Genomic DNA, 17,684 nt, shown 5'->3' with positions numbered 1-17,684 from the left:
AATTGCGAACAGATTTTTCATAGCACAACCTCTTGGGATTGACGGGTTTCGTCGACCGTTCCGAACCTGACCGCCATGCACAAGCCGTTGACCAGGTTCATGTCTTGCGGCGTCTGGCAACGAATGGCCATCAGATCAGGACTGGCGACGATACAAGCCAGCGACTTCGCCCGACTGACTGCTACATTCAAACGGTTTTTCGAGTACAGGAAGCCGATGTCCCTGGGCAGGTAGTCTTCATTCGACGTCGCCATCGAGACGATGACAATCTCTGCCTCTTGCCCCTGAAACTTATCCACAGTGCCGACGCGCGCACCCGCCGGCAGCACTTGCTTCAACAGCTGTACCTGCAAATTGTAGGGCGCCACGACCAGGATGTTTTCGAGAGACACCGCGTGCTCCTCGCCGGTGTTATCCACAAAGCGCTGCTGCAGAAAGTACGTGTACAGCGCTTTGACGTACGCGGCTTCTTCATCGGAACTCTGGCCGTTGCCGTCGTGCTCAACAGGGCAAAACATCAGTCCGCTGCCCGGTACGTCCGGGCGCTGGCCATCCAGTCGCAACACCTGCCGCTCGGCTCCTGGTGCCGACGACAGCTGACCTTCGTACACCGCATGAGAAATGAATGAGCAAACGTGCGGATGCATCCGCCAGGTTTGCGCCAGAAACACCCCACGGTCAGGCGCAATGGTGGGCGTGCCATCCAGCAGATAATCGAGGATAGAGTCACCGGAACGGCCAGGGTGCACGCCTTGCACGGGTTGCGACAATTGCATCTGGTCTCCCATCAAGACGATGTTGCGTGCCGCAATGCCCATGGTGACCAGGTTCGCCACGCTCACTTGCCCGGCCTCGTCGATGAAGAGGTAATCCAACGCCTCGGTGAAGGTCTCGTCGGCAAATAGCCAGGCGGTACCCGCAGTCAGGTCAATTCCCGGCCCCCAGGCATCAAGGAAATCCTTTTTGTCTTCGATGGAGCGAATGCAGCGACCAGTGAACTCAGTGCCATCTCCCTCCGATGACTTTTTCAACCCCTTGAATGCAACGCCCTCTGCTTGTGCACGAGACTCAACAGCAGCCAACAGGTTGTTGATGGCATGGTGCGAATTGGAGGTCACACCGATGCGCTTGCCTGCTTTGAGCAGGTCAACAATGACGTGCGAGCCCGTGTAGGTCTTGCCGGCACCCGGTGGCCCCTGAATAAACAGCACGCTGTTCTCGAGGTTGCGTACCACCTGCTTGATGGCATCCGTCGTCGTCAGGCGTGGATCCAGCAGTGGCGCACCCGGCTGGACGTCTTTCACCCGTGGAACGCGTCGATGGAGAAAGTCCGCCACCGCCTGGAAGCGCTGCTCACCGGCCAAGACGCTGTCGGCATAGCGAAACAGTGCCTCGCGCAGCGAAGTCGATGGAATCGGCCTGCCGGGAATCATGTCGAAGTCATCCGGTGGCGCCTTGTTCGCGGTGGCTTTGAACATCGCCAGACACGCGTGACTGTCCAGGTTAACCAACTGCACATTGGCCAGGGACTCGGTGATGACGCCTTGGGAACCCGTGCGCATCTTGCTTTCTTGAGGTTCGAAACGGTATTCAAACAGAAATGATTTCTTGATCGGTTCGGGCGGCGTTTTTGTACGCCGCAAACCGGCCAGGCTCTCGATATCCTCCAGCAGCTCCTCAGTGGTCATGTCCTGACGACTGAACAACTGCCACCATGTCGGCTTGTCTGCCCGACGGTGGAAGTCGAGCAGTTGGAAGGTGAGCAACCTGACTTGATCCGCTTCGCTCAGAGCACATTCGGCGGCGGACAAGCCAGCGAGCAAACGATCGCGATAGCTTTCCAGACGAACCTCGATCTCCTTTTGTTCCGCTAAAGCTTTCTCGCTTTCTGCTTCAGGCTCGGAGAGAGTGCTCGCATCCGAAGGTTTAATGCTCAAAAGCCAGTTGCGCAGAAGATAGGTGGATAGCACGTCGTCTTCGTTGTACCGCTCGATCTGCTCGAGCAACCCCGACTCGCCAGTCTCTTTCCAACGCTCATAAAACACGATGCTCGCACCGGCATTGGTAACGTCGCCGTCGCGCTGCCCCATGTAAAAATGCTCGATGTTCTTGATCGAGTAGCTGGGCTCAGACACCCGGATCGCTTCGCGCACGACCTTGTAGAGGTCGATCAGCTTGCCGTTGCGCAGCAACCAGTCCACTTGTGCCTCGCGTGTACCGTGCTGGCTCATCAGGCGCTTGATGGCCGTCTCTTCATAGCTGGCATAGTGGTAGAGATGTGCGCTGGGGTAACGCTTGAGGTGGGCGATGACCCAGTCGATGAACTGCTCGAACGCGATCTTTTCTTCCTCTCGGCTATGTGCCCAGAAGGGTTTGAAGGATTGTTGGCCACCTTCGTCGATATACAGACCGAAGAGATATTCCAGGCCGCCCTCCTCCAGCGGATTGCCCTCCATGTCGAAAAACAGATCGCCTTCAACCGCCGTGGGCATTCGGCTAAAACCACGCCTTTTCCCCACGACCGGCAGAAACTCGAACAACGGGCCATCACTGGAACGCCCCTGGAACTGCAAACGCGCCTGATGGCGCAACTTGCCCAGCGACTCCACTTGCAACTTGGGGATGCGCAAGTCATCGGTACTGTTCGCCAACTGCTGCAATGTGGTCACTCCACCAGCCTGCAATTTCTTGATTTGCGAGCGGCTGATGCCGGCGACTGCCGAGAGGTGATCGTCTTGCAGCCGTTGTTCGTCACAGCGATCGCGCCACACACAAAACCCGCAATGCCCGCATGGCTCCGGGTACGTCACAGGTTGTCCGTCACCGTTCACGAACGCCGTGAAACGCTGCAGCACTTGCTCCAGATAATCGGCGTAGTCAGCGACCCGAAACGCCTGCTCCGTACGCGCAGAATCACCCAGTACGACATACATGAACTGCGGCTGTATGCCCTGGATTGCAATCAGCATTCGCGAGTAAAGCGCAACCTGCACAAGGAACTTGGCCTTTGCAGACTTGGCCAGCTTGGTGTCGATCACCTCATAGCTATGATCGCCCAGCGTCGACGCCCGCGGCACCTTACGCAGGAAGTCGGCATGCCCAATAAAGGCACCTTCCTGGAGCGAAGCCTGGAAGATGATGTCCGCACCAGCCTTCATGGCCTCAATGGTCAGTTCCACCCGCCGCGCGAAACTCGGATTGCCCTCGGCAATGTCGACTACGTGAGCATTTTCGCGTTTGAGTCGTTCAAGAAACGTCGCTTCATGAGCGAGCCCCTTGCCCTGGATCAGGCGGTTCTGCTCGCTTGCCGGCGCTTTTTCCATAGGGGCAACAAGATGCTGAAGGTCCAGTGCCGTTAGGTGCTGGCACTCCAGAAAACCACAGATGTCTGAGGCGGAATACAACTGAACGCCATTCCGGGTTTGCATGGTTGTATTCCACCCTGTGAAAGGCCAAGGGGCACATGGTGCTGCGCAAATGTTGCGTGTGTTGCTCAGGCGTCGAGCGAGCAGTCCTGGTAAAACTGCTCGAACAGACCCGTTGGCGAGTGCTGCGCATCAAGCAGGCCGAAGTGCTTGCCCACGTTACGCCCCAGGGCCATGAGTGTCCTTGCAGAGTTCTCGGTACCGGCATAGCCGGCACTCACGATGTAGTCGACACGATCCTTGTCGGTCGTCGCTCGCGCATACGCGTTGCCCGTGATCAACACATCCACCAAGCAGACACTGACGCGCTCATCACCGACTGTGAACGGCTCGAGGGCCTCGGTAGCCAGGGCCGCACGCAATCCGTCCTCACCACCGGCGACGATGCGCTCAAGCTGTGCAAGCGGTCGGCCGAACAAGTCGAACTCTTCAATGGAAAACGGGAAACAGTAGCCCTGTGCAGTGGTACGCGTGAGCGGCTTCTCGTCACGCGGCTGGGCCACCAGCCATTCAACAAACGAGGCTTTGTTATCGAGAGCACCGCTGTAGCGGAAGGCCAGATAATCCTTGAGAACCTGGCTGAAAGGATGCCCCGTGGGCACCCAATTATTGCCTCCACGCTCGCAGTCCTGCGCCTCGACTTCTGGCTTACCCGCTATGGAATTAGACGCCAGCGCCAGACCAAAGCAGCGAAGGTCATAGCCAAGCATGAACAGGCTGGCCTCGAAGGCATGGCAACGCGCGGGGAGAGTCCCTTGCCCAGCAAACCAATTGGTACGCTCGAGCAGCGCTCGAATAATCCAGCCCAAGCGCACTTGCCAACGCGCCCACTCGGCATAGTCGATCGTCGAAAACTGCGGCGCCGCCACGCTGTTCAAGAACGCTCCCGGGTTGCGGATCTGGCTGCCTCGCGCGCCGCCGGACGGGAACATCAGCAAGGGTTTACCACGCCCCGCCCACTGCTGGCGAAACAGCGAATACAACATGGCAATCGCAGCGCCCACACGGCTGTCATAGATTGGAGAACCAGACAAATCGAGCAAGGCGTGAATCTTGGTCAGGCCAGAATCGAAACGCTCGACACTGCTAGCGTCGAGGTCATCCAGGTCATTGTCACCGTCGAGCGTCATGAGTCCGGCCATCTTTTTCAGGTAGCCCGACAACTCGTCTTTGGCCTCCAACCGGTGCAAGAACGGAATGGCGCCCCGCACGCCGCCCCAACGAAGAATCTGCAAACACGCCTGAAGCGCTTGTTGCTCATCACCAGCGTTGACCGCACTCGTCAGCCACTCACGCAGTTGCCCCAAAGAGCGTTGGGTTTCAGCCCAGGTTTCAGACTCAACCACACTCTGGTTGGAGTCGTGCCAGCTTGCCTTCCAGCGATAGTGCTCAAGTACCCGCTCAATCCCCTGGACTTCAACCGTCAAACCGCCAGGTACAAACTTGCTGGACTTGAAGCGCAGCTTGAACGTGAGCGCCGGCAAGTTGGCTGCCAGCCATGCAACGAAAGATTCCACTTCGGGTTGTGCCAGGAACTGTTCACGCTTCATGCAGGCCGCCTTGCGGGCAATGTCGAATGGCCATACCCTAAGCAAAATGGCAGGCCACGTCCACGTTGTCTGTTCATACAGGTAAACAAATTGAGCAGGTTCTAATGCCCTGAATAGACGCTTTTCAACGCCAGCGGCGATTGGCCCGGCCACCTGTAAAGTTTTCAGGCACACGCTACCTCTTTACCGACCGCCCACGACTTCAAGGATCGGCACTTCATGGACCATCAAGCACTCAAAGCCCGTCACCGCCAGGAACGTGAAGGCCACCATCCCAACCTCACCTTGCGCGTTCATCGCGCATTAAGCTGGCTGAATCGCGCCGAGCAGGCGGATGATCTTGATGGGCGCTTTATCTTTCTGTGGATCGCCTTCAACTCTGCCTATGCCACGGACATTGATGAGCAGTTCCGACTTTCCGAGCAGTCCACTTTCAAGGCGTTCCTGGACAAACTCTGTGCGCTAGACACGGCCAACCTGATCGAGAACCTGGTCTGGTCCGAGTTCTCAGGCAGTATCCGCGCATTGCTGGACAACCCCTACGTATTTCAGAGTTTCTGGGACAACCAGAACGGCAAGATCAGCGAGCAACAGTGGACCGAGCGGTTTGCCAGCGGTCGACGAGCAGCGCAGCAAGCGTTAGCCAATCGCAATACCCCAGCAGTACTCGGTGTTCTGTTCAATCGAATCTATACATTGCGTAACCAGGTAATGCATGGGGGCGCAACCTGGAACAGCAGTGTGAACCGGGATCAACTGCGCGACTGCTCGAACCTCCTCGGCAAGCTGGTGCCTGTGATTATTTTGCTGATGTTGGATAACCCGGAAACGCTATGGGGTGATGCATGTTATCCGGTTGTTGCTTAGGCAGACCACACTCCAATCCCGCGATGACCGGTGACAAACCAAGTGATTCCGCTTGCTGCTTACACTGAGTGGAAGGCGTTCACACGCGTTTGAATATGCGCGAATGCTTTGCCTGTAGGAAGTCAACGCAACAAGAATTTGAATTCGGGGCTCGAATTTGTCCTCAGTGACAAAGCCCTCCAAGCCCTCAGGAAGGCAAACTGACCTGAGGGCTGGACTGGGAACAAGCTACTTACCCTCTATCCTCGGCTGAATCCGAAGCCATGAGCGCCCTCCCCATAACGCTTCGTCGCAGCTTTACAAAGGTAGCTGGCACGATGAAACAGATCAGGTAAGTAATCCACATTCCCTGGCCGGACCTCCCGGTCTACTCGGTATTCCGCATTAGACGGGATATGTACCAAGCCCCTCACTTGCTCAACCTCGCACTTCAACGCACTGGCCCAAGCCTCCTGCATGCGGCTGATCATGTTCGGCCTCTGTGGCTGCAACCGCCCGATTGTGTAGTAGGCGTCCCTGTTGAGCAGGATCAGCAGGTGGTAATGCTGTCGCCCTGCCTCGCTCCTCTCTCTCGCCCAGACGTAACGCACCCTGCAGTCATGGGCGTACTTGTTCTGCTCACGTGCTTTCTCACGATTGTGCTCAATTTTTGCTTTGAACGACTCGATGAACCTACTAATCACACGGTTTGACAACGCATCATCCGGAATACCCCCAAAACGCGGAAGACGCAGGTCCACCCTGAACGCAATCACCCTAGGATACTGATCAAGTGCAAGGTTGATGGTGCGACTCAGGGCTTCAAGGTATCCAAGTATAAAAGGGCCTTTTTCACCCATTATCGGCAGGCCCTGAAAAGTATCTGCTGAGTACAAACGAAGATTACGGTTCTCTGAAAAACGACGCATGGTTACTACCTACTCTGCTGAAGTTCATATCTTCAGTCGGCTTGGTAGTTATTTACACGTTCACCGCAACCCATTGAGCTAGACCTCAACGAGCTCATCACGCAGATACCAAAGTTCAATATCGATCACCTAAACCATACTGCCAACCGCAAGGCATAAAGTAGACATTCATGATAGATACCCGTTAGAGGGACATCTATGACCTTAACCTAATGATTCAATATCAGGCCCTGCATGAGTGATAGGCAGGAATTATTAAACAGTAGCGCTTAGAACACTAAAGCATACTACCCGCACCGAAAGCTCCAAAAGCATAAACCCTAGAGAAAGTTAAAGCATTCCTGTTCAGAGCCAGAAAAACAACGCCACCAAAAGGTCCGGCAAAAAAACATCATGTCCGGTTGACTCCCGGACATGATGTTTTCATTGAAAGAAAATAAAGCAAACAAGAAGCAGACTAGCTGCCAAGAACAAGCCCATCAAGACCTACTAATTTCGCTCAACTAGCCTAGACTGAATCCAGGAATGAACCTCTGACTCCAACCAGCCAACAGAGCGCCCACCTAACGAAATAGGCTTCGGAAATATCCCTTCAGCAACGTACTTATACACCGTAGATCGGGCCAGACCAGTAATTTCAATAACCGTTTTCATTCGAAGTATGCGCATGACCAACTCCTCAAATCCGTACACAGGATCTAGGAGGCCGGTAAAGAGTTACTGGCCATTACTGGCATACAGAGCGATTTACCCCCGATACCGATAGCGCGTGGGAGTATGAACCTGAAAAAGAAGGCCAAAACGATAACGGTCAATCTCAGGCATCTCCTCCTCACTTGAAAACCTCTCACACGTAGGCTCGCCAAGATTGCTCTCATTCATGACATAGCACTCTCCTGCTCGAAAACTATTACCAGGAACAATCAACAGAGACCGGCCAACAGCAAACCGCCCAAAGTATGTGCCGGGCTCAAAACTCGGCAGGATCTGCAACCCGGCAATTTCGTACGCAAAACCCTTAGCACTAAAAACCAAACTCTGCACACGCCGAGCCATCAAAACAGCGACTACATAAACGAACTCAAAAAACAGCTCGCTTCGAAGGCCATCATCCTTGAAATCTCGCCCTGTGCCCGTTCCTTTACTGAAATCTTTCTTGATTCGCAGCTGCAATTCATCATCAGAATTAAACTGACCTAGTTCCAAGGCTTTCCAATGCTTGGACAGTAGCCCTGACGCGTACTCCTCCAATCTAACCTGAAGCGCCCTCGACGAGCTTCTATCCTTGGCTAAAGAAGAAAACAACCCCGCCAGCGCATTAAATCTATCGCTATCAGGCAGTATTCCAGAAAACTTTTTATGCCTCTCGAATTCCAGTCCTTTGCCAAGCCCCGCAGAGCCAATGATGGCTGCAACCTCACTCATCTCCCCCGAATCCCCACTGGATTTCGAGACGAAAGTTAGCACGATCGCTCCCGAACTACCTTTTTGAAAAAACCCATGATGAAAATTAATAAAGTAAACTGACTTTGAAACGCCCAATACAACAGATGTTGCAACACCCGGAATCACCCCTCTCATGACCCTCAGAGCGATCAGCTTGTGCACCTGGGCCTTTATTCGATCTCGATTCAGACCAGTAGCCTGGGACAGCCTGGATACTCCGATTCCCCGTACAATCCCAAATTGATCGGCGTATAGAAGCAGAGTGGACAGTAGCAACCGATTACAAACACTCAAGCCACCCTTACAATTTTCCGCAGAAGGGTTCAGTACGTGATCAATTCTCGGTCTATTTATCACATTGAGCTTTTTGTTTTCGTCTTCTAACAACCTAGACAATTTACTTGACGCCCGATACCCACTCTTGGGGCGTCCCCGCCCGCAGACGATAGGTGTGCGTATCAAAAGATCTTCGGCCACCAATTCAGCCAGAGCGCTAGATACCACACGATCCGTAGCACCTGAGGCCTTGGCTAACTCCTTAACCCCGATTGTGATCGACTCCCACAACCCGTACAGCTGCACGAACCTTACAAGGACAAACTTCGCCTCAGGGCTCACCCCAGCCAATCCAAGACCCAACAGAACGCAGTGCATCACCCACCCTCACCTCTTCAGGAAGGCAGCCATTAAATCGTAGAATAACACCCTGTTTCAAGCACATTTAGAATAGTCTATGCTACTACGTAACGTCACTCCGTAACGACGCATTAAAAATTACTCTATATAACCTTTAATTTTAATAAGCGCATTAGCGAGGGATTCCTTGGAAAAGGCACAAAACAGACTTGGATGGATAAAAAAAGACAACCAAGACATGCTGAAGTGGGCCATTCGATATTTAAACAATCACAGAGCAAGTATTCCCGAGCAAATCACCTACGACGGGCTTATAAGGGAATCTGAGAAATGGCCTGAAGGCAGTGAAATACGAGAGCTCTTAAAAAAGATGAAAGGCGCCTGGCGCCAAAAAAAACTGAGAGAAAGCCTAAATGGGAAAAAGTCCAGCAACTTTATACTTTCGACTTCAGCAAAGAAATGTCTGGAAAATTTAGCCAAATCAAGACGCAGCTCCATAACCGAAACACTGGAGTGGTTAATTAAAAATGGAGTTGAAATAAAAAATCAATACCGCGACCAACTCAACGAGCTAAACAAGTCCCACCGCAAACAACTCGACGATTATCAAATAGCGGCTATCACTCTCACTGAAAAACTAAGCGAATCTCTAACCGAAAACTGCAAATTAACCCTTCAAATCGAAGCATTAACCCCCACCCCGAAAAGTCTTCCAACCCCACATAAGGACCAGATCGAAAATCTTTTCAGAAAGAAAAAATCAACACTCTTAAAATCAAGTTCAATCATCAAAAGAGACGCCATACGAATACACGAAAGGCAGATACAACCAACAATCCACTACCTTGAGCAGGAGCTGGAGCAATGAATAGCTCCTAAAAATCACCCAATCAGTACTGCAACCGAAAAATCATCGGAAGATAGACCGCGTCCTGCGCTCAGTATTTTATTTCCGTTTGATACCTAACTGGTTATGAATTTTAATTTCGGCATAACAATGCAATTACACCAGCAATCTTAGATATTCTTTACTTACTAAACCGAGGCTTCATACGTCTGAAGATACGACTTGGAGAATCACTAAGACCAAACTTTAGCGTGTCATCCAGCACCTTCTGACGGACTTTTCTAGCCTGGCCACTGGTACCAAATCACACCCATACTTGGAAAGCACCTCTGCCACAACCAATTTTTCAGAAGTATTCCGTCAGGTCTGTTACGGGAGATACTGCACCGTCACTTTAGGTAGTCTTGGAGAAAGCTCCGCGAGTTCGGCAACACTACTTAGACCCGACTTTTATTCCTTTCAAAACCCTCAAAGACTATCTTTCTATAGACGACCAAAAATACTTAAAAGCTAAAACTCGGTCAAAGCTTTCCAAACCTGCTCTTGATTGATTGGCCACTTCAGCCAAAAAAGAACCAGCACCTGGCCGGCTGGACCGGCGAAAACATCACCAGGTAGCAGCTAGTGAAAGATACAAATTCTTAATACCTCGCAAAGTAAGTACCCTCAGGGTAGCAACTGCCCCATCAACATATGCTCGTAAGCGTCAAGAAACTTCATACTAATTGCATGACCAGCTCATTACAGTCGAGCGAAAGCCAACTTGCCGCTAGGGATTTAGTTATCAACCACCAAGGAAATCCTTATGCAACCAAAATAAAAAATCAATAACGCTTTATAACTCATGATCATAGCGTCGGCCATGTAAGCCTAAGACTGCATCACCTGACAAAACTAGGCGAGATATCTAGCCTGATTATAACTTGTCCGGATTTTGCTCCTATCGGCATGCGCCAATTCACGCTCGATCACGTCCGAGCGAGATTCCATCTAGTTGAGCATGGCCCAGGCGCTGGCGCGAATGTCATGGGCTGAAAAGCCGATGCGGTCCTTACCCATGCTTTCGGGTCCTCGACTCAATGTCGTTGCTGTCATGCACTCATCCGGCTTGCGATAATAAGGAAATAGCAACCGATTTGCTCCGTATAGGTGAGAAGCTCACGTAGAAACTCGACCGCCGGAAGACGCAATTCGACAGGATCCAGATCAAATCCCACCACTCCGCCCTGCAGAGTTCTACTGTGCGAACAAAGATGAAAGCATCATATGCAGCACAATCCACGTAGTCTTGTACAAGCCGTTCGGCCTGTCTGTTGTGTGACGGGCGGACACCCCAGAAAATCCGTGACCTAGTATTTCTCGCTCATTGCGCACATCAGCCAGTCCGATCTCTCGGGATGCCTCGATCAACTTGCTGCGCAGTGACGGCAAGTCGTAATCTGCTCGGCACGCAGCGCTATTTGCTGAAAACAGCCTGACGCAGCGTGCGTCGAGGGCGTTTTCTGCCCGGTTCTCCGTATTAAGCGCGTGACTCGCCCATACTCATCAGGTGTTTTCGAGCCATCCGCAGGTTCGACAGAGCGAACAGGGTGGTCAACTGAGCCGTGTTTTTCATCAGCCCGCGAAAGCGTACTTTCACGTATCCAAACTGGCGCTTGATCATCCGAAACGGGTGCTCGACCTTGGCGCGCGTTTGGGCTTTGAGATACTCGATTTTACGCTTGGCCTTGTAGATCAGACCGCGCTTGTTGAGCTTGGAATAGGTGCCGCGCCGGGCAGCGATCTGCCAGATCACCTTACGACTTTTGTGCTCCTCGCGCTTCTCGACACCGGTATATCCGGCGTCCGCGTACACCGCGTTTTCGTCGCATGCAGCAGCTCTGCGACCTGGGTGACGTCAGCTACATTCGCGGACGTACCCTAGGTAAGCGGTTGTGAAGGAACGATCTAGCAATAGCACCCTGTCAGCCCCCCAAGGACCAAGCAAATCCTATCGGCATTCCAAATGGCATTCCAACAAAAAAATCAAACCGATATTTTGTTTTATAATCAATAACTTATGACTTCTGTTCAGATTACCCCGGCCAACTCAACGAAAAAAGGACGTCCAGCAACGTCTTTTTTACCTAGAATCCCATCAACCACAATGCTAGTGTCAACCCTTGAATATCTATTGCATCACCTCAACAACCACCACCACGACCGCATCAAGCGGAGCGTGCGAGGTGTCGTGAGCCAATAACCAACGAACACTTCAAAGGCCCGCCAGCGATGGACAGGGCCTTTTTTCATGCTCTGTGTCGCTGGTCCACACGCAAGGAGATGCACCTATGTACGCCCTCTTGATACTCGATATCCAAGTCGGACTCATCCACGGCCCGGAAAAACCCTGGCGCTGCGACGAGCTGTTGGAAACGCTCAATACCCTGATGGACAAGGCACGCAGCGCAGGCGCGCCGATTTTTCTCGCGCGTCACATCGGCCCCGTTGGCTCGCCAATCGAGCCTGGCAGCCCGCTTACGCTGGTTGCAGAGGAGCTGAAGTTGCTGGGTGGGGAAGTGGTGTTCGAAAAGCGTAGGCCTAACGCTTTTGCAATGACTGACCTGGCGGACAATCTGCGCTCCAGCGGCGCCACCGGCGTGGTAATCACCGGGATGAAAACGCAATACTGCATCGACAGCACCTGCCGCGCCGCGCGTGATCTTGGATTCGATTCGGTACTTATCGCCGACGGTCATACCTGTTCCGACACGCCCTTGATGAAAGCCGAAGCCATCGTTGCTCATCACAATGCCACGCTCAATGGACCGTTCTGCCAGTTGGTTCAGGCTGAGGACTGGAGCTTCTAACAGAGCCTGAAGACGGGGGGCGCCAACAGGGCCGAGCTTCGGAATTTTCCCGCAAGTTACCGCGCTGTTGGTGAACTGGCGCAACCCCCTTCACAACGCTAACTTCTTCGCGTCGCTGATGATCAGCGTCCGGCTTTGACAGGCCGAAAAGTGTAACCTTTCACACCCCGTGATAAGACGGCATGCTTACGCATTCCGCCCTGTTCATGGCGGCTGTGCGTGGGGCATCTTCGGGTGCGCCGGGTTCCTACACTTCCGGTCTGTCAACCCGCGTACAGCTGCCACCTATTCTGTTTGACAGCAGGGGGAGGCAGCTCCTTGAACAGTGTAGGAGCTTCATCGTGAAAAAAATCACCCCAAATCCACCCTCCGCCAACCTCTTCACACTCTCTCCAGACATTTCCTGCGAAACCCTCCTGATCCAAGCCAGCGAAACCCTCGCCTCTCTCAACGCCATGACCACCGACCTGGCCTTCGAACTCGAAGGCGCCAACCGCCACAAGCTGTTGGCCGCTCAGCAACTCACCGTGCTGGGTGAGCTGTTGGTTGAGCGGGTGCTGGTGCTCACCCAAGACAGGCAAACCTTCCAGTAATCAAAAGGCCGAGGCGCGTTCAGCGGCTCGGCCTTTTTCTGTCATGCGTCTCAGACATCCAAGCGCATCACTGCCATCATATCCCCCGCCTCGGCCCTCAAAGCATTGATGACAAGGACGAACTCCATTGAACAAAAACTCCTACGCCTTCGTAATACCGGTCGCCATTGGCATGCTGGTGTCCATGGCGCTGGTGCTGGTGCTGGCCTGGGTATTCGTTATCTGGCCGTCTGTGCACTTCAAACCGTTGGCCGAGAAGATCTGCCTGATCGCGTCGCCGGTGCTGGCAATTGTGCTGATGCTCTATGTGTGGCGAGTCAGGAAAACCGAATGGCTGCGTAAAAAGCCCATGGACAGATTGAAAATTTTTCTCGGTACGTTCATCGCAAGTGCCATGGCCATGATCTCCCTGCTAGCAGTCGTCATCCTTCTTACAAGTGCGACGCTCAGCACCTACACAACCCAGTACGAATACACAACAGGCGGCAGCCGTAGTTGTTCGGGCATCCTGGTGTTCGATACGGAAGTGAACAAGCAAATCAAGATCTGTCATGTGGGCGGTAGCGGTGATCAGGGCTGGGCGACGGTGGAAAAGCGCAGCGGGCCTTTGGGGATTGTGGTGACGAACGCAACGCCTGCGCTCAATATTTCCCCATCCGTTCACTAAAGGCACCAGCACCGGGGGGGTGCGGGCCGTTCTGCCAGTTGGTTCAGGCTGTGGACTGGAGCTTTTAACAGAGCCTGACGACGGCGGAGGTCAACGGGACCGGGCTTCAGACTTTTCCCGCAAGATGCAGCGCTGTTGATGAACTAGCGCCCCCCAACCAACAAGCCTAGCCTCCCCCTGTCGCTGCAAAATCAGCGACCGGGTTTAGCAGCTCGGTTAATATCAAGGCCTGCAAAGCCACCATCCGTTCGAGCGATGCTTTCAGCATCCGCTGGTTCGTATCATGGCGGCTGTGCGTGGGGCACTTTCGGGTGCGCCGGGTTCCTTGATTCCTGGTCTGCTAACCCGCGTACGGTCGCCACCCTTTTCGTTTAGCAGCGATGTCTGGCGACTCCATCAATCAAGGAGTTTCAGCCATGAAAAAGATCACCCCCAATCCCCCAACCACCCTCTTCACCCTCGCCGAAAACATCCACCCCGAAACCCTGCTAATCCAAGCCAGCGAAACCCTCGCCTCCCTCAACGCCATGACCACCGACCTGGCTTTCGAACTTGAAGGCGCGCACCGCCACAAGTTGCTGGGCGCCCAACAATTGATCGTTCTGGGTGAGCTACTGGTAGAACGGGTCCTGAACACCCAACCATTCACTACCCAGACGCCACAGCCTTAAAACACGAAAACGGGCGAGCTGCCTCAGCGCATCTCGCCCGCTGGCATCCCCTCACACTTCCCATTACCCTGACGGCCTTTATCAGACAACCGGAAGTCAGATACCCGTGTTCAAGCCCTTCGCCGTCATCGCCCTCGCCGTCATCCCTTCACTCGCCACCGCTGCCGAGTTGGCCGGGGTTTGGCAAGGTACTTTGGGCAAGTCCGCTATCACCGCCTGTTTCAACGGCGCCGATGGTGAGCATGGCAGTTATTACTACCAGCGCATCCGTACCCCGATTCAGTTGACTCAGGCCAACGACAACGCGCCGTGGGTGGAAGAAGGAAACACCGGTTTCTGGGCCCTGCAAAAACCTCAGGGCGATACGCTTTCTGGTGCTTGGAGCAAAACCGATGGCGGTGCGCCGCTGCCACTGGCCCTGCGCCGCATTGGCACGGACGGCTGCGGTAGCGATGCCTATAACGCGCCCATGGAAGCCGCGCCGCTGCCGATCAAGACCGAGAAGAAGACTTTCCACAACCACACCTACCAGCTCAAGACCCAAGGCCCCCGCGTCACGCTCAAGCTTGCGGGTGACAGCCCGGCGGTGCAGAAGATCAACCAGCAACTCGCCGCCCTGGCCGTCAATGACGAAGACCTAACCGACTATTTTTATGAACGGCGTGAATACCTGGGTCGAAACGGCTCGGTCTATACCAGTGAGATCGAGGTCGAGCCCGCCTATTGGTCATCGCAATTTCTCACCGTGCGGTTCTACCGCTGGGCCGCAGGCCAAGGCGCCATGGGCATCAGTTGGGGCCTGCACTCCTGGAACCTGCAAACCGGCGAGAGTGTGGACCCATGGACTTGGCTCGGCGGCCATCAGCAATGGCATGACGCCTATTCCGGCCATTTGAAGCTGCCGGCCGCCTTCAGCACTTGGCTGGCCAAGCAAACCACCACCGACGAGGGCTGCCCGGCGATCACCGATTATTCCAACTTTCACCTCAGCTTCAACACCCAGGGCCTGCAACTCTCGACACCGGCCAATGGTGACGGTTGCGACAACGACTTGGCCTTCACCTGGGAGCAGTTGGAGCCGGTGCTGACCGAACAAGGCAAAGCGGCACTGCCCAGCTTGAAACTGCCTTGATCCGCCGGAGAAAAACCCCACCGCCGTTCACCAAAGGTTAAGAATCGCGCTCGTATACTCCCTGACTACCCATGGCCGGTCGTCCGATCGGTCTCATGCCTCGGTAGCCAGATTCCATGACGCGCCCTGCTCCCCTGCTGCTCTTGCTTGCTGCTCTGTTGTTCTTTTTCGCCCTCGGCAACCACGAGTTGCAAGGCTCTACCGAAGCCCGGGTGTCCGGGATCGCCATGGCGATGCACCTGGACAATGACTGGGTGGTGCCGCGCCTGTTTCGTGAACCCTTCTTGGAAAAACCGCCCCTGAGCCTATGGCTGGATGCCGGGGCGATTCGCCTGTTTGGCGCCAGCACCGGGGCGGTGCGCTTGGCCTCAGCGTTTGCCGGGTTGTTCAGTGTGATGCTGTTGTACGGGATGCTGCGGCGGTTCGGGCGGCCGCAGGCGCTGGCGTTCAGCGCTGCGCTGATCCTGGCGACCATGGCCAGTTATTGGGGCAATGTGCGGGGTGTGGGTGAGGATTCGTTGCTCAGCCTCGGTGTCACGGCTGCCCTGCTGGGGTTTTACCAGGCTGTGCGGCCTGAGCGTGAAGGTTCAAGTACTTGGGCCTGGGCGTTGTTTACCGCCGGGATGGTCATCGCTACGTTGAGCAAGGGTGTGTTGGGCCTGGCGATGCCGGGCATTGTGATTTTCGTGTACCTGTTCAGCACCAGCCTGATGGATAAACGCCTGCGGCTGGGCGATTGGCTCAAGCCGGCGCTGTTCACGCTGTTGGCGTTGGTGCCGCTGCTGATCTGGCTGGGGTTTCTGTTTCAGCGCGGCGGGATGCAGGCGGTGGGTGAAGTGTTATGGACCAATAGCGTCGGGCGCTTCAGCGGTTCGTTTGTCGAGGCTGGGCATTACGAGCCGTTTTACTATTACCTCGCCAAACTGCCCGAGGCCTTCCTGCCCTGGAACATCCTGGTGTACTTGGGCCTGTGGCACTTCCGCAAAAGCCTGGTGCGCAACCGCTATCGGTTGTTTTTCAGTGTGTGGCTGGTGGCGCAGTTCACCCTGCTGACCCTGGCTTCCAGCAAACGCACGGTGTACTTGATGGCGCTGACGCCAGCTGCCGCGGTACTGGCTGCCGAGTATGCGCGGGTGTTGCTGGAGTGGGCCAAGGACCATAAGCCGGGGCTGTACCGCTATCACCGGCAAATCATCGGCGGGGTTTTCACCCTGGCGATCGCCTGCTACCTGAGCGCGGCGTTCTGGTTTGCACCCAAAGCCGATGTGCGTCATTCATTCGTACCGGTGATGATTCAGATCCAGGCCCTGCAAGACGAAGGCAGGACGGTGGCGATGTATCAACCCAACGAGCGCATCGACGGCGCCAGCGTGTTCTACCTGCAGGCCTACTTGCCGATCCTGAACACCGAAGCCGAACTGCGCGCCTTCCTAAGCGCCAAGCCCGGCAATGTTGCGTTGACGGACCACACCGACCGGTTGAACGAGAAGGTTACGGTGATCAAGCAAATGGCGGTCAACCGCCAGCCTTATTACTTCGTGGAGCAATAAGGCCGGCGCGGAGCATCAGTGCTTGGTGAGTTTGTCCAGGTAGCCCATGGCGAACGCTGAGACCACGAACGTCATGTGGATGATCACGTACCACATCAGGTGCTGTGGATCGACGTTCTTGGCGTCCATGAAGATGCGCAGCAGGTGGATGGAGGAAATCGCCACGATGGAGGCCGCCACTTTCATCTTCAGCGACGAAGAGTCCATGGTGCCCAGCCAGTTGAGCTTTTCCTTGTTCTCGTCGATATCCAGCTGCGAGACGAAGTTCTCGTAGCCGGAAATCATCACCATCACCAGCAAGCCACCGACCAGGGCCATGTCGATCAACGACAGCAGCAGCAGGATCACTTCGGCTTCCAACATGGTGAAGATGTTGGGAATCACGTGAATGATTTCCTGGAAGAATTTCAGCGCCAGGACCAGCAAGCCCAGGGACAGGCCCAGGTAGATCGGCGCCAGCAGCCAACGCGAGGCGTACATTGTATTTTCGATAAAGCGTTCCATTGAATCTCACACAGCTTGGCTAAAAATGGCGCCGAGTAT

Annotated in this window: 14 protein-coding genes and 1 pseudogene; 8 read left to right on the top strand and 7 right to left on the bottom strand. The window is 54.5% G+C overall.

From position 1 onward, the window contains the following. Window positions 1-17: 17 nt before the first annotated feature. Complete coding sequence (locus tag AC4PS6_RS24515) at window positions 18-3,428, bottom strand: TM0106 family RecB-like putative nuclease (RefSeq protein ID WP_371039656.1); 3,411 nt, start codon at window positions 3,426-3,428, stop codon at window positions 18-20. Window positions 3,429-3,493: 65 nt separating this feature from the next. Continuing rightward, complete coding sequence (locus AC4PS6_RS24510; RefSeq protein ID WP_492181051.1) at window positions 3,494-5,149, bottom strand: hypothetical protein; 1,656 nt, start codon at window positions 5,147-5,149, stop codon at window positions 3,494-3,496. A 45-nt stretch (window positions 5,150-5,194) separates the two neighbouring features. Between AC4PS6_RS24510 and AC4PS6_RS24505 the strand changes: the two genes are divergently transcribed. Beyond that, window positions 5,195-5,842 carry a HEPN domain-containing protein gene (locus AC4PS6_RS24505; RefSeq protein WP_033968774.1) on the top strand — a complete coding sequence of 216 codons (648 nt, stop codon included), beginning with the start codon at window positions 5,195-5,197 and terminating at the stop codon, window positions 5,840-5,842. Window positions 5,843-6,081: 239 nt separating this feature from the next. Here AC4PS6_RS24505 and AC4PS6_RS24500 read toward each other — a convergent pair whose 3' ends face one another. The 3 genes from AC4PS6_RS24500 to AC4PS6_RS24490 form a co-directional block, all read right to left on the bottom strand. Then, a complete protein-coding gene (locus tag AC4PS6_RS24500) occupies window positions 6,082-6,750 on the bottom strand; it encodes an inovirus Gp2 family protein (RefSeq protein ID WP_034100791.1) in 669 nt (222 codons plus the stop codon). Window positions 6,751-7,239: 489 nt separating this feature from the next. Then, window positions 7,240-7,419, bottom strand: coding sequence for a helix-turn-helix transcriptional regulator (locus AC4PS6_RS24495; RefSeq protein ID WP_023442851.1), 180 nt, complete (start codon window positions 7,417-7,419; stop codon window positions 7,240-7,242). 78 nt (window positions 7,420-7,497) lie between these two features. Then, on the bottom strand, window positions 7,498-8,358 hold the full coding sequence (locus AC4PS6_RS24490) for a hypothetical protein (protein WP_371039654.1): 861 nt from the start codon (window positions 8,356-8,358) through the stop codon (window positions 7,498-7,500). A gap of 661 nt (window positions 8,359-9,019) precedes the next feature. Between AC4PS6_RS24490 and AC4PS6_RS24485 the strand changes: the two genes are divergently transcribed. After that, entirely contained in the window at window positions 9,020-9,700 is a 681-nt protein-coding gene (locus tag AC4PS6_RS24485; RefSeq protein ID WP_371039653.1) for a hypothetical protein, read from the top strand. Window positions 9,701-11,198: 1,498 nt separating this feature from the next. Here the strand turns inward: AC4PS6_RS24485 and AC4PS6_RS24480 are convergent. Further along, window positions 11,199-11,599 (bottom strand): annotated as a pseudogene (locus tag AC4PS6_RS24480) (transposase); the annotation flags it as partial. A gap of 410 nt (window positions 11,600-12,009) precedes the next feature. Here AC4PS6_RS24480 and AC4PS6_RS24475 point away from each other — a divergent pair. The 6 genes from AC4PS6_RS24475 to AC4PS6_RS24450 all read left to right on the top strand — a co-directional run bounded on the left by AC4PS6_RS24475 (window position 12,010) and on the right by AC4PS6_RS24450 (window position 17,141). Continuing rightward, window positions 12,010-12,528: a cysteine hydrolase family protein gene (locus AC4PS6_RS24475; RefSeq protein ID WP_336827029.1), complete on the top strand. Its 519-nt coding sequence runs from the start codon at window positions 12,010-12,012 to the stop codon at window positions 12,526-12,528. A 341-nt stretch (window positions 12,529-12,869) separates the two neighbouring features. Continuing rightward, window positions 12,870-13,121, top strand: coding sequence for a DUF6124 family protein (locus AC4PS6_RS24470; protein ID WP_336827030.1), 252 nt, complete (start codon window positions 12,870-12,872; stop codon window positions 13,119-13,121). A 127-nt stretch (window positions 13,122-13,248) separates the two neighbouring features. Then, entirely contained in the window at window positions 13,249-13,788 is a 540-nt protein-coding gene (locus AC4PS6_RS24465; protein WP_336827031.1) for a hypothetical protein, read from the top strand. 416 nt (window positions 13,789-14,204) lie between these two features. Beyond that, window positions 14,205-14,459 carry a DUF6124 family protein gene (locus tag AC4PS6_RS24460; RefSeq protein WP_060764095.1) on the top strand — a complete coding sequence of 85 codons (255 nt, stop codon included), beginning with the start codon at window positions 14,205-14,207 and terminating at the stop codon, window positions 14,457-14,459. A 106-nt stretch (window positions 14,460-14,565) separates the two neighbouring features. Next, window positions 14,566-15,591, top strand: a complete 1,026-nt coding sequence (locus tag AC4PS6_RS24455; protein WP_336827032.1) for a hypothetical protein — start codon at window positions 14,566-14,568, stop codon at window positions 15,589-15,591. Between the two features lie 116 nt (window positions 15,592-15,707). After that, window positions 15,708-17,141, top strand: a complete 1,434-nt coding sequence (locus AC4PS6_RS24450; RefSeq protein WP_336827033.1) for an ArnT family glycosyltransferase — start codon at window positions 15,708-15,710, stop codon at window positions 17,139-17,141. Between the two features lie 15 nt (window positions 17,142-17,156). Here the strand turns inward: AC4PS6_RS24450 and AC4PS6_RS24445 are convergent, their stop codons facing one another. Beyond that, entirely contained in the window at window positions 17,157-17,645 is a 489-nt protein-coding gene (locus AC4PS6_RS24445) for a TIGR00645 family protein (RefSeq protein WP_014719996.1), read from the bottom strand. Between the last annotated feature and the right edge of the window lie 39 nt (window positions 17,646-17,684).

The organism is Pseudomonas sp. DW-iso17, assembly GCF_058725345.1.
Note: the sequence above shows the minus strand (reverse complement) of the source record. Positions and strands in the feature narration are given on the sequence as shown.